The sequence below is a fragment of the Lentzea sp. NPDC055074 genome (assembly GCF_053608005.1).
Genome location: NZ_JBSGUQ010000018.1, coordinates 103,114 through 125,626, shown reverse-complemented (window position 1 = coordinate 125,626; position 22,513 = coordinate 103,114). Strand labels below are relative to the sequence as shown.

Here is a 22,513-nt window from a genome sequence, read left to right as displayed (position 1 = left end):
CCCGTTCGCTGCGAGAACGGCGGATCAGATGCCGCCGCCACCCATCGAGTTCGCGAGCTGGACCTGCTTCGCGTCGTCGTTGTCGAGCTTGACGACCTTCTTGTTGCGGCGGTTGCGCTTCTCCAGGTACGTGGCGAGCCACGTCAGCAGGAGGCACAGTCCGATGTAGATGATCGCGACCACGATCATCACCGGGATCATCGGGCGGCCGAAGTTGACCGCGTCACCACCGATGCGCGTACCCCACCGCAGCAGCTCCTCGAACGTGATGAGGAAGCCGAGCGCGGTGTCCTTCAGCAGCACGACGAGCTGGCTGATGATGGTCGGCAGCATCGCCCGCAACGCCTGCGGCAGCAGCACGAACGTCATGACCTGCGTCTTGCGCATGCCCAGCGCGTACGCGGCCTCGCTCTGGCCCTTCGGCAGCGAGTTGATGCCCGCGCGGAAGATCTCGGCGAGCACCGAGCCGTTGTAGAGCATCAGGCTGATCACGACCGCCGTGAACGCACTCAGCTTCACCCCGGCCACGGGAAGGCCGTAGTAGAAGAAGAACATCATGATCACGAGCGGGATCGCGCGGAAGATCTCGACGATCACCGCCGCGGGAGCGCGCACCCAGCCGTGGTCGGACAGCCGCGCGGCCGCGAAGATCGCGCCGAACGCCAGCGCGAGCGCGGCACCGGCGGCGAACGCGGTCAGCGTGTTGCCGATGGCCTCGACCAGGGAGAGCTGGATCTGCTTGTAGTTGATCCAGTCGAGCCGGCGGGTGCTGAACTGGTCGGTGACGACGAACCGCATGATCACGTACACCAGCGCCGCGGCCACCGCCGCGATGCCGACGACGGCCATGAGCTTGTGACGGACGCGGGCCTTCGGGCCGGGGACGTCGAACAGCACCATGCTCATCGGGCCACGCTCCACCGCTTCTCGAAGACCTGCTGGACGTACGTCAGCGGCAACACCAGGATGATGAACCCGAGTGCGACCCACAGCAGTCCGATGAGGACGTTGTCACCCTGGTCCGACAGCTGCTCGCGGATGTTGCCCGCCTGGACGACGGCGAAGCCGGACGCGACCGTCGTGTTCTTCAGCAACGCGATCATGGTGCTCGTCATGGGCGGCACCACCGAACGCAGCGCCTGCGGCAGCACCACGTTGCCGAGCATCTGAATGAACGTGAGACCGAGCGCGCGCGAGGCCTCGGCCTGGCCGACCGGCACGGTGTTGATGCCCGACCGCACGACCTCGCAGACGAACGCCGCGGTGTAGAGCGACAGGGACACCACCGCGGCGGTGTACGGCTCGATCTTCACGATGTCCAGCAGCGGGTACGCGAAGACGAAGAAGACGAAGACCAGCGTCAACGGCGTGTTGCGCACGACCGTGACGTACGTCGTGCCGATGCCGCGGAACACCGGCACGGGGCTGACCCTCAGGGCCGCGAGGAGCGTGCCCAGCACCAGCGAGAGCACCGCGGAGACCGCGAAGAGTTGGAGTGTCTGCCCGAATGCGCTCAGGAACAGATTTAGGTTGTTGGTGAGGACGCTCATCGGTTTCCTTGCCGTCCGTCCGCCTTCAAAGGAACGGCCGGCGGACCCACGCGGGATCCACCGGCCACGTGAGGAACCGTCAGTACCGGTCGATCTTCGGCTTCTCGGCGGACGAGCCGGACTTGCCCAGCGTGCCGTCGTAGATCTTCTGCCACGAGCCGTCGTCGAGCGAGGCCTGCAGGATGTCGTTCACCTTGTCGCGCAGGGCCTTGTCGTCCTTCGGCAGGCCGATGCCGTACGGCTCGCTGGAGAACGTCTTGCCGACGACCTTCAGCTTGCCCTCCTCAGCGGCCGCGTAGCCCTTGAGGATCGCGTCGTCGGTGGTGACCGCGTCGACCTCGCCGTTGAGCAGCTTGGTGACGCACTGCGAGTAGCCCTGGAACTCGAGGACGTTGCCGTCCTCGGTGAGCTTCTCGTCCTTGATGCGCTTGGCCGGCGTCGAGCCGGTCACCGAGCACACCTTCTTGCCCTTGAGGGTGTCCTTGCCGGTGATCGTGGTGTTGTCGGCCTTGATCAGCAGGTCCTGACCGGCGACGAAGTACGGGCCCGCGAACGAGACCTTCTCCTTGCGACCGGCGTTGATCGTGTAGGTGCCGACGTAGTAGTCGACGTCACCGTTGATCAGCGCCTGCTCGCGGGCGGCCGACTGGATCGTCTTGAACTGGATCTTCGTCTCGGGGTCGAAGCCCAGCTTCGCGGCGATGAGGCGCGCGATGTCGATGTCGAAGCCGCTGTACTTGTTCGTCGTCGGGTCCTTGTAGCCCAGACCCGGCTGGTCTTCCTTGACACCGACGATGAGCTCGCCGCGCGCCTTGATCTTCTCGAACGAGGGCGAGCCCTCGACCTTGACGTCCTTGGCGACCTCGAAGAGGCCGGCGGGCGCCGGCTGGTCGGTCGGGCTGCCCTCCTTGCCACACGCGGTCAGGGCCAGTGCGCCCGTCAGCAGCACCGCCGCAAGGGTGCGAACCCTCATCGTCCTTCTCCTGCCATTCGTTCGAAAGTGGGCTGACTACTAGTGAGTCAGGATCTTGCCAAGGAAGTCCTTCGCGCGGTTGGACTTCGGCGCCGAGAAGAACTCTTCCGGGGTGGAATCCTCGACGACCTCACCGTCGGACATGAAGATCACCCGGTCCGCGGCCTTGCGGGCGAAGCCCATCTCGTGGGTGACGACCAGCATCGTCATCCCGTCCTTGGCCAGGCCCGTCATGACGTCCAGGACCTCCTGGACCATCTCGGGGTCCAGAGCGGACGTCGGCTCGTCGAACAGCATCACCTTGGGCTTCATCGCGAGCGCACGGGCGATCGCCGCGCGCTGCTGCTGCCCACCGGAGAGCTGAGCGGGGAACTTGTCGGCCTGGTTGGCGATTCCGACTCGCTCCAGCAGTTCCATCGCGGTCTTGCGGGCGTCGGCGGCCGGAGTCTTGCGGACCTTCATCGGCGCGAGCATCACGTTCTCGCCGATGGTTTTGTGCGCGAAAAGGTTGAAGGACTGGAACACCATGCCGACATCGGCACGGAGTCGAGCCAGTTCTTTTCCTTCGGCGGGAAGTGGTTGCCCGTCGACCTCGATGACGCCGGAATCGATCGGCTCGAGGCGGTTGATGGTCCGGCACAGGGTCGACTTACCGGAACCCGACGGCCCCAGCACGACCACTACCTGCCCCTTCGGCACTTCCAGCTGCACGTTCTTGAGCACGTGCAACGGGCCGAAGAACTTGTCCACACCCGCCACACGAATCATCGGCGGGGCAGAGGCGGCAGTCATCCAGTCCTCCATTGGGGGTCGTCGGCGTTGGCGGAAACCTAGGTGTCCGCCACCACACCAGTCCAGGACATTGAGCAAGACTTAGGGTCTCAACTCTGTCACAGGCAGACATCGGTTGCCCGGGAGGTAGCGAAAGTGCGCGTGCTGCTCGTCGAGGACGACGACAGGGTCGCCGAGGCCTTGGTCCCAGCCCTGACCAGACGGGGTTTCCACGTGGACCGGCAGGCCACGGGCCGCGGCACGCTCGACCGCCTCACCGGCGTCGACGTGGTGCTGCTCGACCTCGGCCTGCCCGACATGGACGGTGTGACGCTGTGCCGTGCCATCAGGGCCGCGTCGGACGTCGCGATCATCGTGGTGTCCGCGAGAGGGGAGATCGACGACCGGATCCTCGGCCTGCACGCCGGGGCCGACGACTACCTCGTCAAGCCTTATGACGTGGGAGAACTCGTCGCGCGGGTGCACGCCGTGAGGCGGCGCCGCGGTGCCGATCCGGTGGGTGTGGGCGCGGTGTCCACAGAGGTGTTCGAGACCGGTGACGTGCGGGTCGACCTGGGTCGTCACGAGGTCACGGTCGCGGGGCAGTCGGTCGCCCTGTCCCGCAAGGAGTTCCAGGTGCTCGCGCTCGTGATGGCGGCGGGCGGGGCGGTGTGCACGCGGGAGCGGATCCTCGCCGAGGTGTGGGGTCGCACGTGGTCCGGTGCGAACCGGACGCTCGACGTGCACGTCGCCACGCTGCGGACGAAGCTCGGCAGGCCGGCGTTGCTGGAGACCGTGCGGGGCGTCGGCTACCGGCTGGGGCAGGTGTGATCTCGATTGGGTGATCTTCTGTCGGCGTGTCGCGATCGGGTGGGGTGACGGGCTGTGAGGTCTCGGCTGCTGGGCGTGGTGCTCGCCCTGATCGTGCTGGTCCTGGTGGGTCTCGGGGTGCCGCTGGGCCGCGGTGTGGCGGCCGCGGAGCAGCAGGAGATGTTCCTCGACCGGCTCACCGACACCAGCCGGTTCGCGTCGCTCGCGCAACGGCCGCTGATCGACGACAGCCCGCACCTGATGAGGCCGGAGCTGGAGCGCTACGACCAGCTCTACGACATCGGCGTGGCCGTGGTCGCCCGCGACGCGCCGACCGTGCCGCTGGTGGCGTCGCGCAACGACCTCGCGCTCGGCGACAGCGCCGTGCAGGACCTGGTCAGCAAGGCGCTGGCCGGGCGCCTGCCGGTCGCTCCGCCGCTGTTCATGCCGTGGAGCGACACCAAGGTCGTGCTCGCCGAACCAGTGCTGGTCGACGGCGAGGTGCGCGGCGCGGTGATCACGTTCTCGCCGACGGCCAAGACCCGGTTCGAGGTGCTCGCATGGTGGGCCCTGCTGCTCGCGGCGAGCCTGCTGGTGCTGGCGCTCGCGGTGCTGCTCGCGCTGCCGGTGGTGCGCTGGACGCTGCGGCCGGTGCAGGCCCTCGACGACGCGACGGGCAAGCTCCTCGCGGCGGTGGTGGCGGGCCGGCCGGTGCCGCCGGTGGGCGCGGAGTCCGGGCCGCCGGAACTGCGCCAGCTCTCGCGGTCGTTCGACCAGATGGCCGCGAACGTGAGCGATGTGCTTGCCGCGCAACGGGCCTTCGTGGCGGACGCGTCACACCAGCTTCGCAACCCGTTGACCGCCCTGAAACTTCGACTGTCCAACCTGGAGGGACACGTCGACTCCGAGGCGGAGGTGCACCAGGTCGAGGCGCTGAGCGAGACCGACCGGCTCAACCGGATCCTCGACGAGCTGCTCGCCATGGCGCGCGCCGAGTCGAGCTCGGTCGACCCGGTGCCGGTCGACGTCGACAAGTCCGTCACGGCACGGCTCTCGGCGTGGTCGGCGGCCGCGGCGGCGAAGGAGGTCCACCTCGTGCTCGACGGCGAACGGGTCGGCATGGCCCTCGTCCCGCCGCGCGGGGTCGAGACGATCCTGGACGCGCTGCTCGACAACGCGCTGAAGTTCACCGCGGAGGGCACGCTGATCGTGGTCGACGCCCGCAAGACCGGGGGCATGATCCAGCTCTCCGTCGCCGACCACGGCCCCGGCCTGCAGCCCGACGAGCTCGAACGGGCCACCGACCGGTTCTGGCGCAGCCCGGCTCACCAGAACGTGCCGGGCTCCGGGCTCGGGCTCTCGATCGTGCGGCTCGTCGTCGAACGCGTCGACGGCACCGTGGCCCTCGAGTCGCCCGAGGACGGCGGGCTGAAGGTCGTGATCACCCTGCCCGCGGTCTAGAACCCGGGAGTCAGACCTTGGTCTCGCGGTAGTAGCGCATGGCGCCGTTGTGCAGCGGCACCGGCGACGTCTCGATCGCCGACCGCTGCTCGATCGTGCGCGCCGCCGAGTGCGCCTTCACGAGCTCGGGCTGCCCGTCGAACAGCTGCCGCACGAGCGCTTCGGCGACGTCGTCGGGCATGGACTCCTGCACGAGCAGGAAGTTGCGCACCACGAGCGTGATGACAGGCCCGGACTGCAGGGTGTAGATCGAGGCGGGCAGGGTCGCGGACCCGTACACGGGGTACTGCTGACGGAACCTCGGCAGCTCGTCCTTGAGGTCCAGCATCCGCACGCCGAGGCCCTGGGTGAGCTCGGTGATCCGGCTCGTCGGCAGGCCGCCCGACCAGAAGAACGCGTCGAGCTTGCCCTCCTGCATCTCCTGGGCGGAGTCGTTGACGTTCAGGTTGACCCTCTGCGGCGTGACGTTCTCGGCCTTCAGCAGGCGGTCCGCGATGATCTCGACGCCCGACTCCTTCGCGCCGATCGACACGCGCAGCCCGGACAGCTCGCTCAGCTTCGTCACGGGGAGGTCGGCGCGGACGATGATCTGCAGGTAGTCGTCGTGCATGCGGGCCAGGGCACGCAGCTTCTCCGAGCCGGGGACGCCCTCCAGCGCGTCCGCCTGGGAGAAACCGACCTCGGCCTGGTCGTTGACCAGCCGCGTCACGTTGTCCTTGGACCCGACCGTGGGAACGACCTGGGGTTTCGCGATGCCGAGCCGGCCGCTCCAGATGTCCGCCAGGCCCTTGCCGAGCGAGTAGTAGACGCCGCCCTCACTCCCGGTGGCCATCGTGATCTTGACGTCCGACACCGTGCTGGTACAGCCCGTCAGGACCGTTGCGGCGGTCAGCAGGCTCACGGCGACATGCACTCGTCCGAACACCACCGCATCGTGCCACGGGGGTGCGCGGCGGTTGCACCCGACGAAGGTCCTGCCTGGTCAACGCGCGGATGGGGCGGGGTTAGCCCGGTCCGCAGAACTCGGGCGTGTGACCAGGGGTTATCGTGTTGGGCGTGAGTACCGTGCAGGACACGAAGACCTTCCAGATACGCACGTTCGGATGTCAGATGAACGTGCACGACTCCGAGCGGCTCGCCGGTCTGCTGGAGGACGCGGGCTATGCGCGGGCCACCGACGCCGAGCAGCCCGACGTCGTCGTCTTCAACACCTGCGCGGTCCGCGAGAACGCCGACAACAAGCTGTACGGCACGCTCGGCCACCTCGCCCCGCAGAAGGCGGCGAAGCCCGGCATGCAGATCGCCGTCGGCGGCTGCCTCGCGCAGAAGGACCGCAGCGAGATCGTCCGGCGCGCCCCGTGGGTGGACGTCGTGTTCGGCACGCACAACATCGGGTCGCTTCCGGTGCTGCTCGAACGCGCCCGCCACAACGCCGAGGCGCAGGTCGAGATCCTCGACTCGCTGGAGACGTTCCCGTCGGCGCTGCCGGCCGCGCGCGACTCGGCCTACTCGGGCTGGGTGTCGATCTCGGTGGGCTGCAACAACACCTGCACGTTCTGCATCGTGCCGTCGTTGCGCGGCAAGGAGAAGGACCGCCGCCCCGGCGACGTGCTCGCCGAGGTGCAGACGCTCGTCGACGAGGGCGTGCTGGAGGTGACGTTGCTGGGCCAGAACGTCAACTCCTACGGCGTCGAGTTCGGCGACCGCCTCGCGTTCGGCAAGCTGCTGCGCGCGTGCGGGGAGATCGACGGGCTGGAGCGCGTGCGCTTCACCTCGCCGCACCCCAAGGACTTCACCGACGACGTCATCGCCGCCATGGCCGAGACGCCCGCGGTGTGCCACAGCCTGCACATGCCGCTGCAGTCCGGTTCGGACCGCCTGCTCAAGGCGATGCGCCGCTCGTACCGGACCGAGAAGTACCTGGGGATCATCGAGAAGGTCCGTGCCGCCATGCCGGACGCCGCGATCACCACGGACATCATCGTGGGCTTCCCCGGCGAGACCGAGGAGGACTTCCAGGGCACGCTCGACGTGGTGCGCCAGGCCCGGTTCTCGTCGGCGTTCACGTTCCAGTACTCGAAGCGCCCCGGCACCCCGGCCGCCGACCTGCCGGACCAGCTGCCCAAGGCCGTGGTGCAGGAGCGCTTCGACCGGCTCGTGGCGCTGCAGAACGAGATGACGCACTCGTTGAACATCGAGCAGGTCGGCCGCACGGTCGAGGTGCTCGTCGCGACCGGTGAGGGCAAGCGCGACGCCGAGACGCAGCGCATGAGCGGCCGTGCCCGCGACGGCCGTCTCGTGCACTTCACGCCGGGTGCCTCCGCTCCGCGTCCCGGTGACGTCGTGGAGACCGTCGTGACGTACGCGGCCCCGCACTACCTCGTCGCGGACGGCGAACCGCTGTCGTGGCGCCGCACCAAGGCCGGTGACCGTTCCGAGGCCGGCATCAAGCCCAAGACTGCGGGCATCGGCCTGGGACTGCCCTCCTTCGGAGCGCCCGAGCCGCTGCCCGCCGTCTCCGGATGCGCGGCCCAGTGACCGATCCCAGAGATTCGGACGACTTCTTGCGCAAGGAGATCGACTCGGTGGAGCACGAAGCCGCCAAGCGCATCGACCCCGGCACGGGCGCCCTGACGATCTCGATCGCGGTGCTCGCGATCCTCGTGTCGCTGATCCTGCCGTGGATCGGCGAGCACACGGGCCTGCAGGTCGTGCTGGGCGAGTCGTCGCTGTTCCTCCCCAGGCTGTTCTCGTACCTCGCCCTCGGCATCGGCGTGATCGGGTCCGGCGTCACGCTCGCGGTGCGGCGCTGGGGCCTCACGTGGGTGTGCTCGCTGGGGCTGTTCGCCGGGTCGATCATCGGCGTGCTGTCGATCTGGACGCAACAGACGACGACGAGCAACAAGACGATCGGCCCAGGCCCCGGCGTCGGGCTGATCATCGCGGTGATCGCCGTGATCGTCCTGCTGGTCAAGTGGGTGAAGATCGCGGCCTCGCGCCCGCCCCAGCTGTGACGGCTCCGCTGTAATGATCTGAGGCGCCTTCTCGATTTCTCGTCAAACGACGACGGCGAGTCGAGGTGCGCTGGGCATGACGGACGCGGTGGACGGCGGCTCGAACACCACGAACGGCGACAACGGCGGCGTGATCGTGCAGGCGAACTCCGTCGGCACGGTGAACGTCGGCGAGCAGCGGAAGAAGCCGTCCCATGCGGCGCGGTGGCTCATCGCGCTCGGAGTGGTGGTGGCATTGGCCGTCGCGGCCACCGTCGCTGTGTACCTGAAGAAGACCGACGGGCAGCAGGCAGCCGCGGCTCCGCCGGTGTCCACGCCGCCGTTGCTCTCCACCGCTCTCACGACGTCCGGCGCGTCGCCGGGGACGACCACGTCCGCGCTGACCGCGGGCCCGCTGCCGCCCGATGGCCGGACGACCGTGAAGCCGGTGCCGGTCCCGACGACCCTGGCACCTCCGCCGCCCCCGCCACCGCCTCCAGGGCCGACGAAACCGGCGACCGACGGGCCTGGGTACCTGGTGCCCGCCGGCAACGACCAGCGGGCCGCGGACTTCTACCAGAACAGCTGGAACGACGTCGTCATGTGGGAACGGCACCCGCCGAGCGACGGCACGAGCTTCCAGCCGTTCTGGGCGCGGGAGTTCTCCGACGCGAACCACGGCGTGTTCCGCGTCCGCAACCAGCGGAGCAACCTCTGCATGGAGCCCGTGTACCAGGAGGACTTCGGCGAGCACATCAAAGCGAACGCGTGTTCCTGGAGCAACGACGCCCAGCTGTGGCAGGTCGTGAACACCGACCAGCTCGCGCACGTGACGTCCGGGCGGTGCCTGGGGACCGCGAACGACGGCTCGTACGCGAACGGCACCTGGCTGATCGTGTCGCTGTGCACGGGCCGCGACGACCAACGGTGGCGCATCGCCCGCTAGAAAGCGCCTGGAACGCCTGAAGGCCCCTGTCCCGAACGGGAGAGGGGCCTTCAAGAGTTCCAGCGTCAACCAGGCGTTAGACCCTCTAGCGGGTCGCCAGGGCCTGCTCGGCGGCGGCGAGCCACTCGCGCCACTGAGCTGCCTGAGCCTCGGCCTGCTCGGTGCGGCGCTTGTCGCCCGCGGCACGGGCCTTGGCGGCCTGCGCCTCGAACTGCTCCACGCGCTCGCGGAACTGGGCCACGCGGGCCTCGGCCTCGGGGTCGGACCGGCGCCACTGGGCGTCGACCGCGCCGCGGACCCGCTCCTCGATGGCGCGGAGCTTGCCCTCGAGGTCGCGGATGCGCTCACGCGGCACCTTGCCGATGGCGTCCCAGCGTTCCTGGATCTTGTAGAGCTGGTTGCGCGCCGCCTCGAGGTCGCCCGACGGGTCGATGCCCTCGGCCTCGGCGAGCAGCTCCTCCTTCAGCTTCGCGTTGGCCGAGAACTCGGCGTCCCGCTCGCTGAACGCCTCGGAGCGCTTCTGGAAGAACGCGTCCTGCGCCGCCCGGAACCGCTGCCACAGCGCGTCGTCGGCCTCCTTGGGCGCACGCCCGGCGGCCTTCCACTCGACCATCAGCTCCTTGTAGCGACCGGCCGTGGGGCCCCAGTCGTCGGAGTCGATGAGCTTCTCGGCCTCGTCGACGAGCGCCTGCTTGGAGGTCTTCGCCACCGAGCGCTGGCGGTCGAGGTCCGCGAAGTGCGAGCCGCGACGGCGGTTGAACGCGTCACGGGCCTTCGAGAACCGGCGCCACAGCTGCTCGTCGGTCTTGCGGTCGACGCCGCGGATGGTCTTCCACTCGTCGAGGATCTGGCGCAGCCGGTCGCCCGCGACCTTCCACTGCGTCGACTCGTTCGCGATCGACTCGGCCTCGTCGACGAGCGCCTGCTTGCGCTGCACGGACTGGGCTCGGGCGGCCTCCTTGGCCTCCTTCGCCTTCTCCATGCCCGCCTCGGCCCGCTCCAGCACGTGCTCGACGCGGGCGGCCAGCGCCTTCAGGTCGCCGACGACGGCGGCCTCGGCCAGCTGCTCCTTGACGTGCTTCGCGCTGGTCAGGGCGTGCTTGGGGTCGCCGGCGCCGGACTTGAGCCGCGACACGAGCAGCTCGACCTCGGTGCGCAGGTCGTCGAAGCGCCGCGCGAAGTGCGCGAGACCCTCGACCGGCTCACCGGCCTGCCACGACCCGACGGCGCGTTCGCCGTCCTCGGTCTTCACGTACACGGTGCCGTCGGCGTCCACGCGCCCCCAGCGGTCAGGGTGGTCCGACGCCACGGGGACGGCCGGAGGCGTCGCCTGCGGCGGGGTCTCCTTCGGCGTTTCCTCGACCCCACCCTCGGCTGCGACCGCCACTGGAGCGGTCTCGGCCACGGCCTCCGGTGTGCTGTCCTGCTCCGACATCGCCGGTTCCTCCCATCTGACGCCCGTGCCTGCCACGGGCGCCCCGCCAGAAGCGGGGCCGATGCAATACGGGCGCTGGAGGGTCTCCCGTCCCCAGTTCCCCGCGCGCATTCAAACAGGTCAGAGCTCGACTCGGTACTGGGAGTCCACGATAGGTAGCCTCGTTCGTTGTGATCACCCGCGCTGTGGTGGTGCCGCACCCACCTCTCCTGGTGCCAGAACTGGTCGTGGGAGCCGCCGCCGAGACCGAGTCCGTGCGCGCCGCAACCCTTGCCGCAGCAGGAAAACTGCCCGGTCCGTGGGTCGCGGTGGCGGTAGGTGACGGCGGTCGTGCGACCTACGTGCCGCCGTTGTCGGGAACTTTTCTCGGTTATGGGGTCGATGTGCCCGTGTCACTCGGCGGTGACCTGGCCCCGGACGCCCGGATTCCGTTGCCAGTGCTAATCACCGCGTGGCTGCGGGAACGCTGCGCAGTCGAGGTGTCACGCGTCGAACTCGTACCGCGTGACCTGCCCGTCTCCGACTGTGTCTCGTTTGGACAACAACTCGCCGGCGAGGACGCCGGCCTCCTGGTCCTGGGTGACGGCTCGACCCGGCACGGCCCGCGCTCGCCGGGTTCGGACGACGAGCGTTCGGGACCTTTTGATTCTTTGGTCCACACTCTGCTGGCGGCCGCCGACGTGGACGGCCTGCTCGGCCTCGATCTGGACCTCGCCCGCCAACTGGGCGCGCAGGGCCGTGCGGCGTGGCAGGTCCTCGCCGGCGTGCCCGGACCGTGGCGCTGCGCCAGTGCCGAGTTCTTCGCACCGTTCGGCGTGGGCTACCACGTCGCTGTCTGGGAGCGCCCGTGATCACCCCCATCGCAGTCGTCGGACCCACCGCGACCGGCAAGTCCGACCTGGCCGTCGCGCTCGCGGAACGGTTCGGGGGTGAGGTCGTCAACGCCGACGCCATGCAGCTCTACCGCGGTATGGACATCGGCACGGCCAAGATGCCCGTCGCCGAACGCCGGGGTGTGCCGCACCACCTGTTCGACGTCCTGTCCGTCACCGAGACCGCGTCCGTGGCCGCCTACCAGCGGGAGACGCGGGCCGTCGTCGAGGAGCTGCTCGCCGCGGGCCGCCCACCGGTCCTCGTCGGTGGTTCGGGGCTGTACGTGCAGGCGGTGCTGGACGACCTGAAGTTCCCCGGCACCGACGACGCGGTGCGCCTGCGCTTCGAGGCCGAACTGGCCTCGTTCGGTGCCGAGGCGTTGCATCAGCGCTTGAAGGAGCTCGACCCCGCCGCAGCGATCGCGATCCTGCCGTCCAACGGCCGTCGCATCGTGCGCGCGCTGGAGGTCATCGAGCTGACGGGGCAACCGTTCTCGGCGAACCTCCCCAAGCCCGGCCCCGCCCGGTACGGCACCGTCCAGATCGGCGTCGACCGCGAGGTGTCCGAACTGGACTCCCGGGTCGACCTGCGCGTGGACCAGATGTTCGCCGCCGGCCTGGAGGCCGAGGTGCGCGCCCTCGTCCGGATCGGCCTGCGCGACGGCAGGACGGCGTCCCGCGCCCTGGGCTACCAGCAGGTGCTGTCCGCAATGGACGGAGCCTGCACCATCGACTTCGCCGCCGAGGAGACCAAGCGCGCCACCCGCCGGTTCGTGCGGAGGCAGCGGTCGTGGTTCCGGCGTGACCAGCGCATCACCTGGCTCGACGGTGCTCGCCCGGATCTTTTGGACGCCGCCGGTAACCTTGTCCCGTGGAGTTCGTGAAGGGGCACGGCACGGAGAACGACTTCGTCGTCCTGCCCGACCTCGATGACCAGCTGGACCTGACCGTCGCGCGCGTGCAGGCGCTGTGCGACCGGCAGCGCGGCCTGGGCGCCGACGGCGTGCTGCGCGTCGTCCGGTCCGACGGCACTTCCGGCGGCAAGTGGTTCATGGACTACCGCAACGCCGACGGCTCCATCGCCGAGATGTGCGGCAACGGCCTGCGCGTCTTCGCCCGCTACCTCGTCGACGCGGGCCACCAGCCGCAGGGCGAGTTCGTGGTGGGCACCCGCGCCGGCGACCGCACGGTGACGACGCACCCGGACGGCTCCGTCACGAACGACATGGGCCCCGCCCGCGTCACCGGCACGTCGATCGCCGCGGTCGACGGCGCCGGCATCGGCGGCTTCGCGGTCGACGTGGGCAACCCACACCTCGCGTGCGTCACCGACACCCCGGTCGAGGACTTCGACCTCACCGTGCCGCCCGGCTTCGACCCGGTGATGTTCCCGCACGGCGTCAACGTCGAGCTCGTCAACGTGATCGGCGCCGACGCGCTGCGCATGCGCGTCTACGAGCGCGGCGTGGGGGAGACCCGCTCGTGCGGCACCGGCACCGTCGCGTCCGTCGCCTCCTGGCTCGCGGGCCAGGGCCGCACCACAGGCGCGGCGACCGTCGACGTCCTCGGCGGGCAGGTCCGCGTGACCATCGAGCCGACGACGTCGACCCTGACCGGACCTGCCGTGCTCGTCGCGCGCGGCGAGCTCGACAAGTCCTGGTGGGACGCCCTCGCCTGAGTTCCAGGCTTTGACCGATATCCCATATATCGGTCAGAGCTTGTAGATCTCGATCTTCCCGAGCCGCTCCGGCTTCACGACGCTCGGGTTCGAGTCCGGCGCGGTCAGGCACACGAGGTGGTCGTCGACGACGGCGACGGCGAAGCACGTCTGCGTCGTCTCGACCCGGTGCGTGATCTTGCCGCCCTCGGTCACCCGGAACACCGCCGGCTGCAACGCCGGCGCGACCCACACGCCGTCCCCGTCACCCGCGATGCCGTCCGGCGCGATCCCGAACTCCTTCACATCGGCCCACACCCTGCGGTTTTGCAACGATCCGTTGCGGTCGACCGAAAACGAAGTGAGCTGGAATGCAACGGTCTCGGCGACGACGAGGATGTTCCCGCTCTCCGACTCGCCCGTCGGGTCGGGCAGCAGCGCCATGCCGTTCGGGAACTTGAGGTCCTCGGCGACGACGCTGACGGAGCCGTCGGGCTGCACCAGCGCGAGCGCGGCGCCCTGCGGGTCGAAGTCCGGTTCGAGCAGCCGCGGGATGCCGACATCGTCGATCAGGCCGTGCAGGTCGAAGCCGAAGTTGCCGACGTACGCGCGGCCTTCGGCGTCGACCAGCATGTCGTTGGCGTGGAAGGTGGCAATATCCGATATATCGGCGTGCACGACGAGGTCGTCGCCTTCGAGGCGGCGGACCGTGCGGTCGAGCATCGAGACGACGAGCAGACGTCCGTCGGGCAGCCAGCCGAGGCCCGAGGGCTGGCCGTCGAAGGCCACGACGACCTCGTCGTCCCCGGTCGTCAGGTCGAGGGCGTGCACTTCGCCCGCGTAGAAGTCGGAGTAGTAGAGGCGGCCGTCGGGACCGCGTCGCGGCCCCTCGCCGAAGTGGAGACCTTCCCGCACAACCCTCGTGTCAGCCATGGGCCTCGACGCTAGACGCGGTCGGCAGGTCCCGCATAGACCGCAGCGGCGAGAACAGCACCCACCCCATTCCGGCCACCGAGCCGATCAGCGAGACCCACAGCGTCGGCACGATCCCGATCCACGTGCCGAGCCCGCCGCCCAGCAGTGCGCCCAGCGGCGTCGCGCCCCACACCACCCAGCGGATCGAGGCGTTCATGCGGCCCAGCAGGTGGTCGGGGCAGATCGCCTGCCGGTAGCTCACCTGGCCGACGTTGTAGACGACGACGCCGAACGCGCTGATCGCGAGCCCCGCCATCGCGAACACGATGCCCCAGCCCGGCCTGGTGAACGGCATCAGCAGAACAAAAGGCCAGGTCAGCAGAGGCACGAACCAGATCAGCCGCGCCTGTCCGATCAGCACACCGAGCCGGTGCGCGACCATCGCGCCGAGCACACCGCCGACACCGCTGGCACTGAAGATCAGGCCTGCCGTGCCTTCGCTCAGCCCGGCCACCCGCAGCAGGAACAGCACGCTCACGGCGTTCTGGATGCCGTGGAAGAAGTTCGACGTGCCAGTGCAGGCCACGATCTTGCGCAGGGTGGCGTTGCCGAAGACGAACCGCAGCCCTTCCATGATCTCGCGCCGCAGGTGCGGGTCGGGGTGGCGTTCCGGCACGGGCTCCGCGGTCTTGATCCGGGACAGGAAGAGCGCCGAGCTCAGGTAGCCGACACCGGTCGCGAGCACGCCGTTGGCCGCGCCGAGGAACTGCGCCACGTACCCGCCGACCGCCGGCCCCGACACCTCGGCCACGGACATGCTGGCCTGCAGTTTCGAGTTGCCTTCGACGAGCTGGTCGCGTCCCACCAGCGACGGCAGGTACGACTGGTAGGCGACGTCGAAGAAGACCGTGCAGACGCCGACCGCGAGGCTCACGACGATCAGTTGCGGCAGGTCGAGCACGTCCATCCACCACGCGACGGGCACGCTCAGCATCATCACGGCGCGGACGACGTCCATCGCGATCATCAGCGGTTTGCGGCGCATCCGGTCGACCCAGACGCCCGCGGGCAGTCCGATCAGCAGGAACGCCATCGTGCCCGCCGCGGCCAGCAGGCCCATCTCGAACGGTGTCGCGTTCAGCGCGCCCGCCGCGAGCAGTGGGATCACCGTCAGCCCGATCGTCGAGCCGAACTGGCTGATGGTGTCGCCGATCCACAGCCGGCGGAAGTCGTGATGCCCCCAAAGCGCCATGCCGAGGAGTCTGCGCTGAGTGATTGGAAACTGTCAATCACTTAGACTGGGCGCGTGCCACTCTCCCGGAAGCGACGTCCAGCGACGAGCGAGGAAGCTGCCGCGCTGAGCTCTGACCTGCGGCTGCGGATGATCCGCATGACGTTCGAGCGCCCGCTCACCAACAAGGAGCTGGCGCAGCGCCTCGGCAAGGACCCGGCCACGACGCTGCACCACGTGCGCAAGCTCGTCGCCGCCGGATTCCTGGAGGCGATGCCGCCCCGCGCGGGCAACAGGGGCGCCAAAGAGATCCCCTATCGGTCGACAGGGCTGTCGTGGCAGCTCGACAACAGCGAAAATGCGGTCGCCGTCGGCGAGGCGATGTTGCACGCTTTCCTCGGCGAGGTCGCCGACATCGGGCTCAGTGACGTGGATCAGAGCCGTCTGGTCGTCACCGTCGACCCCGAGGAACTAAAGCAGCGGCTCGCGTCGTTGATGGATGAGCTGGCCGCGCAACCGGTCAAGCCGGATGTTCCCCGTGTGGCGATCTACCTCGCGGTGTATCCGGGGGACTAACTGTCCGTGGGACGATGAAGGGCAAATGACGGAAAACATCCAGAGCACAGAGTTCGACCCCGAGTTCGACACCACCTGGGAAGAGGAAGAACTCTCCACCGGTGACTTCGAACGCGTCGAGCGCGCGGCACTGCGCCGTGTCGCCGGGCTGTCCACCGAGCTCGAGGACATCACCGAGGTCGAGTACCGCCAGCTTCGCCTGGAGCGGGTCGTGCTCGTCGGGGTGTGGACCGAGGGCACCGCCGCCGACTCCGACGCGTCGATGGCCGAGCTCGCGCGCCTCGCCGAGACCGCGGGCTCCGAGGTCCTCGAAGGTGTCGTGCAGCGTCGTGACAAACCCGACGCGGCGACGTACATCGGCTCCGGCAAGGTCTCCGAGCTGCGTGACGTGGTGCAGTCGACCGGCGCGGACACGGTGATCTGCGACGGTGAGCTCTCTCCCGGCCAGCTGCGTCAGCTGGAGGAGAAGCTCAAGGTCAAGGTCATCGACCGCACCGCGCTCATCCTGGACATCTTCGCGCAGCACGCGCAGTCCAAGGAGGGCAAGGCGCAGGTCGAGCTGGCTCAGCTGCAGTACCTGATGCCGCGTCTGCGTGGATGGGGTGAGTCGCTGTCCCGGCAGGCCGGTGGTCGTGCCGGTGGTGGCAACGGCGGTGTGGGTCTGCGCGGTCCCGGTGAGACCAAGATCGAGACCGACCGTCGCCGGATCCGCGCGCGCATCGCCAAGCTGCGCCGCGAGATCGCCGCGATCGGCGTCGTCCGCGAGACCAAGCGGGGTCGCCGCACGGCGAACGAGATCCCGAGTGTCGCGATCGCGGGCTACACGAACGCGGGCAAGTCGTCGCTGCTCAACGCGCTGACGGGCGCCGGTGTCCTGGTGGAGGACGCGCTGTTCGCCACCCTCGACCCGACGACGCGCCGCGCGCTGACGCCCGAAGGCCTGCCGTACACGCTGACGGACACGGTCGGCTTCGTCCGGCACCTGCCGCACCAGCTGGTCGAGGCGTTCCGCTCGACGCTGGAGGAGGTCGGCCAGTCCGACCTGCTCGTGCACGTGGTCGACGGTTCCGACGGCATGCCGGAGAAGCAGGTCAAGGCCGTGCGCGAGGTCCTCGCCGAGATCAACGAGGAGTCCGGCACGCCGATGCCGCGCGAGCTGCTCGTCGTGAACAAGATCGACGCCGTGGGCGACCTGGGCATGGCCCGGCTGCGGCACCTGTTCCCGGACGCCGAGTTCGTGTCGGCGCACTCGGGCCTCGGCATCGAGGAGCTGCGGGTCCGCATCGCCGAGCTGATGCCACGTCCTGAGGTCGTGGTCGAGGCACTCGTGCCGTACGCGCGCGGCGAGGTCGTCGCCCGCGTGCACCGCGACGGCGAGGTGCTGTCCGAGAAGCACACGGAGTCGGGCACGCTGCTCAACGCCCGCGTGCGCCCGGACCTCGCCGGAGTGCTCGAGGAGTTCGCGACGAACGGGACGCCTGCTTGATCCTCCCGCCTCCACCGGTGGACGTGTGCCCGGTAGCCATGCAGGAGCTCTCCGGGCTCACGTCCATCGGCAAAGAGTTCTTCGCCGTCAGCGACAGCGACAACGGGACGCTGCGCATCCAGGTCATGGGCCGCGACTGCGTCGTGAAGCGCACGATCACCGCGCCCGTCGACCCGTTCGACGTCGAAGATCTCGCGATGACGCCGGACGGCACCCTCTGGGCGTCCGACACCGGCGACAACAGCAAGTCCCGCTCCACGGTCGCCCTGCACAAGGTCTCGCCTTCCGGCGCCGTGGAGCGGTTCCGCGTCACGTACCCGGACGGCAAGCACGACGCCGAGGCACTGCTCATCGACAAGTCCGGGACGCCGTACATCATCACCAAGGAACCCCTCGGTTCCGCGCTGGTATATCGCCCGACAGCCCCGCTCCGAACTGATATATCGGTGCCGTTGGAGCAGGTCACGCGCGTGTCGCTGTTGTCGACGGACACGCCCGGCGGCCCGCTGGAGGGCACCCTCGACTCGCGCCTGGTGACCGGGGCCGCCTCGACCGCCGACGGTTCCGTCATCGCCCTGCGCACCTACACCGACGCCTACCTGTACCCGGTCCCCGACGGCGACGTCGTGAAGGCCCTGTCCGGCGACCCGGTCCGCGTCCCGCTGCCGAACGAACCCCAGGGCGAGGCCATCGCCTTCGACCCGGACGGCACCCTGCTCTCCGCCTCCGAAGGCGCCGGCACCCCGATCCGCGCCGTCGCGGGCGCCGCGGCCCTGGCCCAGCCACCCGCGCCGACGACCACGACGCCTCCACCGGCCGCCGACCAGCCGCAGGCAGCGCCCGCGGACTCGTCGAGCGGCTCCTGGCAGAACTGGCCCCTGGCTCTCACCCTGGGCGGCCTCGTGCTCGTCGCGGCCCTGGTCATCGGTCTGCGCTTCCGTCGCCGCGCCTGATCAGTCCCAGGCGACGGGCATCCGCTCCAGCCCGCCGATCACCAGGCTCGCCCGGTGCGGCAGCTCGTCCTCGGCCACGGCGAGCCGCAGCTTCGGGAACCGTGTGAACAGCCCGGGATAAGCGATCTTCAGCTCGATCCGCGCCAGGTGCTGCCCGATGCACTGGTGGATGCCGTGCCCGAACGCGAGATGCCCCGCCGTCCCCCGAGCCAGGTCGAGAACGTCGGGATCGGCGTAGTGAGCCGGATCCCGGTTGGCCGACCCCAGCTCGACGAACACGGTGTCACCCGCGCGCACGACGATGCCGTCGATCTCGACGTCCTCCAACGCCGTCCGCGCCGTGGCGGGCGTTAAACTGATATATCGCAGCAGCTCCTCGACGGCCGCCCCCGGATCAGCGAGCATCGCCCGCACGCGCGCCGGTTCGCGCAGCAGCTCCAGCGTCCCGAGCGACAACATGTTCGTCGTCGTGTCGAGCCCGCCGCCGAGCAACGCCATGCCCATCGCGGCCATCTCGTCGTCGCTCAGGTCGTGCTCCGCGTGGACCAGGTCGCTGAGCACGTCGTCCGTCGGCCGCGCCCGTTTGGCCGCGACCATCTCCAGCATGAACAGCTGCAGCCGTTCGAACGCGGCGAACATCGCGCCGGCCTCGTCGGCCTCCGCGCCGCTGCCCCCGGTCAGCAGCATCGCGTCCTGCTGGAACTCCGTCCGCCGCTCGTACGGCACCCCGAGCAGCTCGCAGATCATCAACCCCGGCACGGGCACCGCGAAGTGCTCGACCAGGTCGGCGGGCGACCCCTGCGCGGCCAGCGCGTCGAGGTGCTCGCCGGTGATCACCTCGAGCCGCTCGGCGAGCAGCCGCATCCGCCGCACCGTGAACTGACCGGTCAGCCTGCTCCGGTACCGCGTGTGGTCCGGCGGGTCGTGGTCGGTGAACGCGCCGGGCGGCGACGGCGGCGCGTCGCCAGGGCTCCCCGGCCCGAACGGGTTGTGCATCAGGTCCGGCCGGATGCTGAACCGGTCGTCCGCGAGCACCGCGCGCACCGTGGCGTGGTCGTGCGCCCGCCAGCCGTCGTGCCCGTCCGGGAACGACATCGGACTCAATGGCATTGCTCCCCCTTGCAACGAGGTTATTTCCCCTCCCTGCAAGCTAAAAACGTTTGCGGACGAAGTCAAAAGACTCATTGCAATGGCCTGAGGTGCAAGGCACCATGGAGTTGTGCCTGGTAAGCGGCTAGACGAAGAAGAACGGCAGCTCATCGCCCAGTTCCTCTGGGACGGGCTGGGGTACTCCGAGATCGGGAGGCGGTTGCAAAGGCCGGCCTCGACGATCCAGCGCGAGGTGGCCCGCAACGGCGGCCACAACAGCTACCGGCCGGGCGCCGCACACCGTGCGGCGAGCGAGCGGGCGATGCGCCGGATGCCGTCGGTCGACGACCTCGACATCGACGAGGAGGCGTACTCGTTCGACCGCAGCCCGGCGAAGGTGCAGGAGTTCCACCTGAGGCTGCTCGCGGTCTTCCGCCAGACCGGGCTGTCGCGCACGGCGGCGCGGATCCTCGCCGAGATCTTCATGACCGACAAGGGCAGCCTGACCGCGACGGAACTGGTGCTGCGGCTGTCGGTCAGCCCGGCGACGGTCTCCCGCTCGACGGCCTACCTGCAGGAGATCGACCTGCTGCACAGCGAGCGCGACGGCAAACGCGTGCGCTACTTCCTGGGCGACGACCTCTGGTACCGCGCGTGGCTCTCCAGCGGCCAGCGCAACGCGACCTGGGCGGACACCGGACTGGACGGTGCCGAGATCTTCGGTCTCGACACGCCGGTCGGTGCCCGCCTCAAGGACATGGGCCAGTTCTTCGCCTTCGTCGTCGTGGACATGGACGCCACGCGCGAGAAGTGGCTCGCCTACTTCGAGAAGAAGAAGCGGGCCCGCGGAGAAGCTACGGAAGGCGCCTGAGCACGGTCACGACCTTGCCCAGGATGGTGGCCTCGTCGCCGTTGATCGGCTGGTAGGCCGGGTTGTGCGGCATCAGCCACACGTGACCGTCCTTGCGCTTGAACGTCTTCACCGTCGCCTCGCCGTCGATCATGGCGGCGACGATCTCGCCCTGGTCGGCGGTGGGCTGCTTGCGGATCACGACCCAGTCGCCGTCGGTGATCGCGGCGTCGACCATCGAGTCACCGACGACGCGCAGCAGGAACAGCTCACCCTCGCCGACGATCTCACGCGGCAGCGGGAACACGTCCTCGATCGACTCCTCGGCCAGGATCGGGCCACCGGCCGCGATCCGGCCGAGCATCGGCACGTACGCGGGCGTCGGCTTGGACATCGGGTCGAGACCGGCGTCGATCTCGTTCGGCAGCATTCCCACCGCGCGCGGGCGGTTCGGGTCGCGGCGCAGGAAGCCCTTCCGCTCCAGCGCGCGCAGCTGGTACGCGACGGACGAGGTCGACGTGAGGCCCACGGCCTCACCGATCTCACGCACACTCGGCGGGTAACCGAAACGGTCGACCCAATCGCGGATGACGTCGAGCACCTTGCGCTGACGCAGGGTCAGGCCGGCGTTCCCCGCGATCTCATTCAACTGTGTCTCCACAAGAGCGGGATCCGGTTCGATCGTCTTGCCTGCCACGGTCGCTGTCCTCCTCGCCGCCCCCAGTTCGAATGGGATTCCGGCCTCCGTCGATCTTCGTGCTCGACGGTAGTCGTGTTTGCTGCACAGATCAAACACCTGTTCGAGGTATTTGGGCGCGTGTTGTGGCGTTCGGAGTGCGGGTCTGGTAGAAATTCGCACGGACGTTCGATCGAACCCCTGTTCGATCAAAGTGTTTGACCTGCGATGGAGGTCGTGATGGCGGTGCTCGTCGAGAAGCGGTTGCGCGTTGTCGAGGACGCGGACGTCGCAGCGGGGCGTCCACTCCGTTCGGGTCCCCGGGTCATGCCGCGCCGCCCGGCGACGAGGCCGCACCCGGTCGTGGTGCCCGCCCGGCGCGAGTCGAGCTCGTGCGAGGTCCGGCCGAAGCGCGAGTCGTTGTTCGAACTCGTCGCGGTCGGTGTCCTGAGCGCACTGACGGTCGTCGCGCTCGGTGTGCTCTACCTACAGCAGGCGGGGGTCACCCCGTAGGTCTGCCCCTACATCTTGTGTTCCCGGTGCCCGCCGTGACGTGAACGCTCCGTCATCGGCGGGCTTTTTTGCGTAATCACCCCTGATCGTCGCCGGTTCGCCCAACAGGGTGACACGCGATGCGCCGTGTCGAGTTGCGCAGGGGTTGGGTTGCGATCTAGGTTCTACCCCTACATCTAGTGGTTGCACCGTTGTAAGTAGTCCACAGGTTGTGGGTAACCCGACCAGTGAGGCTGCTGCGATGGATGCTGCGCGGGGGAAGGGGTGAGGTGGCGTGCGGTGTCCGTTCTGCCGCCATTCGGACTCGCGGGTGGTCGACTCCCGTGAGGTCGACGAGGGTCAGGTGATCCGTCGTCGGCGCTCCTGCAACAGCTGCAGCCGCAGGTTCACCACGGTCGAAGAAGCGGTTCTCGCCGTGGTCAAGCGCTCCGGCGTGACGGAGCCTTTCAGCCGCGACAAGGTGGTCGTCGGCGTGCGCAGGGCGTGCCAGGGCCGCCCGGTCGACGAGGACGCGTTCCAGGTGCTGGCACAGCAGGTGGAAGAGTCGATCCGGTCGACGGGGTGCGCGGAAATCGCCAGCCACGAGGTGGGGCTCGCCATTCTCGGCCCCCTGCGTGAGCTCGACGAGGTCGCTTATCTGCGCTTCGCGAGCGTGTACAGGTCCTTCTCGTCCGTCGAGGACTTCGAGAAGGAAATTCTTGATCTTCGCACTGCGAGAGCCGAGGAAGCACCGGCCGAGCAGTGATCCGCGCGCAC

General features: G+C 69.0%; 24 protein-coding genes. 14 read left to right on the top strand and 10 right to left on the bottom strand.

Annotated elements, in window-relative coordinates:
* Positions 1-24: 24 nt before the first annotated feature.
* From ACWF7A_RS33235 to ACWF7A_RS33220, 4 genes are all read right to left on the bottom strand, one after another.
* Positions 25-906, bottom strand: coding sequence for an amino acid ABC transporter permease (locus ACWF7A_RS33235; RefSeq protein ID WP_452254462.1), 882 nt, complete (start codon positions 904-906; stop codon positions 25-27).
* Complete coding sequence (locus ACWF7A_RS33230; RefSeq protein ID WP_452254461.1) at positions 903-1,550, bottom strand: amino acid ABC transporter permease; 648 nt, start codon at positions 1,548-1,550, stop codon at positions 903-905. Before ACWF7A_RS33230 ends, ACWF7A_RS33235 begins: the two co-directional genes overlap by 4 nt.
* 79 nt (positions 1,551-1,629) lie before the next feature.
* The gene (locus ACWF7A_RS33225; protein ID WP_452254460.1) at positions 1,630-2,523 is read right to left on the bottom strand and encodes a glutamate ABC transporter substrate-binding protein; all 894 of its coding nucleotides are present in this window, start codon (positions 2,521-2,523) and stop codon (positions 1,630-1,632) included.
* Positions 2,524-2,562: 39 nt separating this feature from the next.
* A complete protein-coding gene (locus ACWF7A_RS33220; RefSeq protein ID WP_189159489.1) occupies positions 2,563-3,291 on the bottom strand; it encodes an amino acid ABC transporter ATP-binding protein in 729 nt (242 codons plus the stop codon).
* 159 nt (positions 3,292-3,450) lie between these two features.
* Between ACWF7A_RS33220 and ACWF7A_RS33215 the strand changes: the two genes are divergently transcribed.
* The gene (locus ACWF7A_RS33215; RefSeq protein ID WP_189159389.1) at positions 3,451-4,125 is read left to right on the top strand and encodes a response regulator transcription factor; all 675 of its coding nucleotides are present in this window, start codon (positions 3,451-3,453) and stop codon (positions 4,123-4,125) included.
* Positions 4,126-4,179: 54 nt separating this feature from the next.
* A complete protein-coding gene (locus tag ACWF7A_RS33210; protein ID WP_452254459.1) occupies positions 4,180-5,565 on the top strand; it encodes a sensor histidine kinase in 1,386 nt (461 codons plus the stop codon).
* A 10-nt stretch (positions 5,566-5,575) separates the two neighbouring features.
* Here ACWF7A_RS33210 and ACWF7A_RS33205 read toward each other — a convergent pair whose 3' ends face one another.
* Positions 5,576-6,490 (bottom strand): TAXI family TRAP transporter solute-binding subunit, encoded by a 915-nt coding sequence (locus tag ACWF7A_RS33205; protein ID WP_452254458.1) that lies wholly within the window; start codon positions 6,488-6,490, stop codon positions 5,576-5,578.
* 131 nt (positions 6,491-6,621) lie between these two features.
* Here ACWF7A_RS33205 and miaB point away from each other — a divergent pair, with 131 nt between their 5' ends.
* The 3 genes from miaB to ACWF7A_RS33190 all read left to right on the top strand — a co-directional run bounded on the left by miaB (position 6,622) and on the right by ACWF7A_RS33190 (position 9,504).
* Positions 6,622-8,103, top strand: a complete 1,482-nt coding sequence (gene miaB, locus ACWF7A_RS33200) for a tRNA (N6-isopentenyl adenosine(37)-C2)-methylthiotransferase MiaB (protein WP_452254457.1) — start codon at positions 6,622-6,624, stop codon at positions 8,101-8,103.
* Positions 8,100-8,579 (top strand): Rv2732c family membrane protein, encoded by a 480-nt coding sequence (locus tag ACWF7A_RS33195; RefSeq protein ID WP_452254456.1) that lies wholly within the window; start codon positions 8,100-8,102, stop codon positions 8,577-8,579. The genes miaB and ACWF7A_RS33195 overlap by 4 nt, the downstream gene beginning before the upstream one ends.
* A 76-nt stretch (positions 8,580-8,655) precedes the next feature.
* The gene (locus ACWF7A_RS33190; RefSeq protein ID WP_452254455.1) at positions 8,656-9,504 is read left to right on the top strand and encodes an RICIN domain-containing protein; all 849 of its coding nucleotides are present in this window, start codon (positions 8,656-8,658) and stop codon (positions 9,502-9,504) included.
* An 85-nt stretch (positions 9,505-9,589) separates the two neighbouring features.
* Here ACWF7A_RS33190 and ACWF7A_RS33185 read toward each other — a convergent pair whose 3' ends face one another.
* A complete protein-coding gene (locus tag ACWF7A_RS33185) occupies positions 9,590-10,939 on the bottom strand; it encodes a DUF349 domain-containing protein (RefSeq protein WP_452254454.1) in 1,350 nt (449 codons plus the stop codon).
* Positions 10,940-11,109: 170 nt separating this feature from the next.
* Between ACWF7A_RS33185 and ACWF7A_RS33180 the strand changes: the two genes are divergently transcribed.
* The 3 genes from ACWF7A_RS33180 to dapF are packed head-to-tail and all read left to right on the top strand — an operon-like array spanning position 11,110 to position 13,489.
* The gene (locus ACWF7A_RS33180) at positions 11,110-11,790 is read left to right on the top strand and encodes a hypothetical protein (protein WP_452254453.1); all 681 of its coding nucleotides are present in this window, start codon (positions 11,110-11,112) and stop codon (positions 11,788-11,790) included.
* Positions 11,787-12,695: a tRNA (adenosine(37)-N6)-dimethylallyltransferase MiaA gene (miaA, locus tag ACWF7A_RS33175; protein ID WP_452254452.1), complete on the top strand. Its 909-nt coding sequence runs from the start codon at positions 11,787-11,789 to the stop codon at positions 12,693-12,695. The genes ACWF7A_RS33180 and miaA overlap by 4 nt, the downstream gene beginning before the upstream one ends.
* A complete protein-coding gene (gene dapF, locus ACWF7A_RS33170; protein WP_452254451.1) occupies positions 12,683-13,489 on the top strand; it encodes a diaminopimelate epimerase in 807 nt (268 codons plus the stop codon). The genes miaA and dapF overlap by 13 nt, the downstream gene beginning before the upstream one ends.
* A gap of 33 nt (positions 13,490-13,522) precedes the next feature.
* Here the strand turns inward: dapF and ACWF7A_RS33165 are convergent, their stop codons facing one another.
* Both ACWF7A_RS33165 and ACWF7A_RS33160 read right to left on the bottom strand, forming a co-directional pair.
* Positions 13,523-14,401, bottom strand: coding sequence for an SMP-30/gluconolactonase/LRE family protein (locus ACWF7A_RS33165; RefSeq protein ID WP_452254450.1), 879 nt, complete (start codon positions 14,399-14,401; stop codon positions 13,523-13,525).
* On the bottom strand, positions 14,394-15,635 hold the full coding sequence (locus tag ACWF7A_RS33160) for an MFS transporter (protein ID WP_452254449.1): 1,242 nt from the start codon (positions 15,633-15,635) through the stop codon (positions 14,394-14,396). Before ACWF7A_RS33160 ends, ACWF7A_RS33165 begins: the two co-directional genes overlap by 8 nt.
* Positions 15,636-15,689: 54 nt before the next feature.
* Here ACWF7A_RS33160 and ACWF7A_RS33155 point away from each other — a divergent pair, with 54 nt between their 5' ends.
* From ACWF7A_RS33155 to ACWF7A_RS33145, 3 genes are read left to right on the top strand one after another with little or no spacing between them, the layout of a single operon-like run.
* Positions 15,690-16,190 (top strand): ArsR/SmtB family transcription factor, encoded by a 501-nt coding sequence (locus tag ACWF7A_RS33155; protein ID WP_452254448.1) that lies wholly within the window; start codon positions 15,690-15,692, stop codon positions 16,188-16,190.
* 25 nt (positions 16,191-16,215) lie between these two features.
* On the top strand, positions 16,216-17,676 hold the full coding sequence (hflX, locus tag ACWF7A_RS33150) for a GTPase HflX (RefSeq protein ID WP_452254447.1): 1,461 nt from the start codon (positions 16,216-16,218) through the stop codon (positions 17,674-17,676).
* Positions 17,673-18,629 (top strand): hypothetical protein, encoded by a 957-nt coding sequence (locus ACWF7A_RS33145; protein WP_452254446.1) that lies wholly within the window; start codon positions 17,673-17,675, stop codon positions 18,627-18,629. Before hflX ends, ACWF7A_RS33145 begins: the two co-directional genes overlap by 4 nt.
* On the opposite strand, the gene ACWF7A_RS33140 is transcribed toward ACWF7A_RS33145, so the two are convergent.
* On the bottom strand, positions 18,630-19,739 hold the full coding sequence (locus tag ACWF7A_RS33140) for a cytochrome P450 (RefSeq protein WP_452254445.1): 1,110 nt from the start codon (positions 19,737-19,739) through the stop codon (positions 18,630-18,632).
* A gap of 109 nt (positions 19,740-19,848) precedes the next feature.
* On the opposite strand from ACWF7A_RS33140, the gene ACWF7A_RS33135 reads away from it, so the two are divergent.
* Positions 19,849-20,589: a helix-turn-helix domain-containing protein gene (locus tag ACWF7A_RS33135; RefSeq protein WP_452254444.1), complete on the top strand. Its 741-nt coding sequence runs from the start codon at positions 19,849-19,851 to the stop codon at positions 20,587-20,589.
* Here ACWF7A_RS33135 and lexA read toward each other — a convergent pair.
* Positions 20,573-21,250 (bottom strand): transcriptional repressor LexA, encoded by a 678-nt coding sequence (gene lexA / locus ACWF7A_RS33130; protein ID WP_452254534.1) that lies wholly within the window; start codon positions 21,248-21,250, stop codon positions 20,573-20,575. The genes ACWF7A_RS33135 and lexA overlap by 17 nt on opposite strands.
* Positions 21,251-21,472: 222 nt before the next feature.
* Here lexA and ACWF7A_RS33125 point away from each other — a divergent pair, with 222 nt between their 5' ends.
* Positions 21,473-21,757 carry a hypothetical protein gene (locus ACWF7A_RS33125; RefSeq protein WP_452254443.1) on the top strand — a complete coding sequence of 95 codons (285 nt, stop codon included), beginning with the start codon at positions 21,473-21,475 and terminating at the stop codon, positions 21,755-21,757.
* A gap of 274 nt (positions 21,758-22,031) precedes the next feature.
* Entirely contained in the window at positions 22,032-22,502 is a 471-nt protein-coding gene (gene nrdR / locus ACWF7A_RS33120) for a transcriptional regulator NrdR (RefSeq protein WP_089924179.1), read from the top strand.
* The last annotated feature ends 11 nt before the right edge of the window (positions 22,503-22,513 follow it).

Bases quoted from the DNA above. Each gene is read 5' to 3' on its own strand.
- ACWF7A_RS33125 (WP_452254443.1), top strand. From the start codon at position 21,473: ATGGAGGTCGTGATGGCGGTGCTCGTCGAGAAGCGGTTGCGCGTTGTC.
- ACWF7A_RS33185 (WP_452254454.1), bottom strand. From the start codon at position 10,939: ATGTCGGAGCAGGACAGCACACCGGAGGCCGTGGCCGAGACCGCTCCA.
- ACWF7A_RS33140 (WP_452254445.1), bottom strand. From the start codon at position 19,739: ATGCCATTGAGTCCGATGTCGTTCCCGGACGGGCACGACGGCTGGCGG.
- ACWF7A_RS33235 (WP_452254462.1), bottom strand. From the start codon at position 906: ATGAGCATGGTGCTGTTCGACGTCCCCGGCCCGAAGGCCCGCGTCCGT.
- ACWF7A_RS33225 (WP_452254460.1), bottom strand. From the start codon at position 2,523: ATGAGGGTTCGCACCCTTGCGGCGGTGCTGCTGACGGGCGCACTGGCC.
- ACWF7A_RS33190 (WP_452254455.1), top strand. From the start codon at position 8,656: ATGACGGACGCGGTGGACGGCGGCTCGAACACCACGAACGGCGACAAC.
- ACWF7A_RS33230 (WP_452254461.1), bottom strand. From the start codon at position 1,550: ATGAGCGTCCTCACCAACAACCTAAATCTGTTCCTGAGCGCATTCGGG.
- ACWF7A_RS33220 (WP_189159489.1), bottom strand. From the start codon at position 3,291: ATGATTCGTGTGGCGGGTGTGGACAAGTTCTTCGGCCCGTTGCACGTG.
- ACWF7A_RS33160 (WP_452254449.1), bottom strand. From the start codon at position 15,635: ATGGCGCTTTGGGGGCATCACGACTTCCGCCGGCTGTGGATCGGCGAC.
- ACWF7A_RS33165 (WP_452254450.1), bottom strand. From the start codon at position 14,401: ATGGCTGACACGAGGGTTGTGCGGGAAGGTCTCCACTTCGGCGAGGGG.
- hflX (WP_452254447.1), top strand. From the start codon at position 16,216: ATGACGGAAAACATCCAGAGCACAGAGTTCGACCCCGAGTTCGACACC.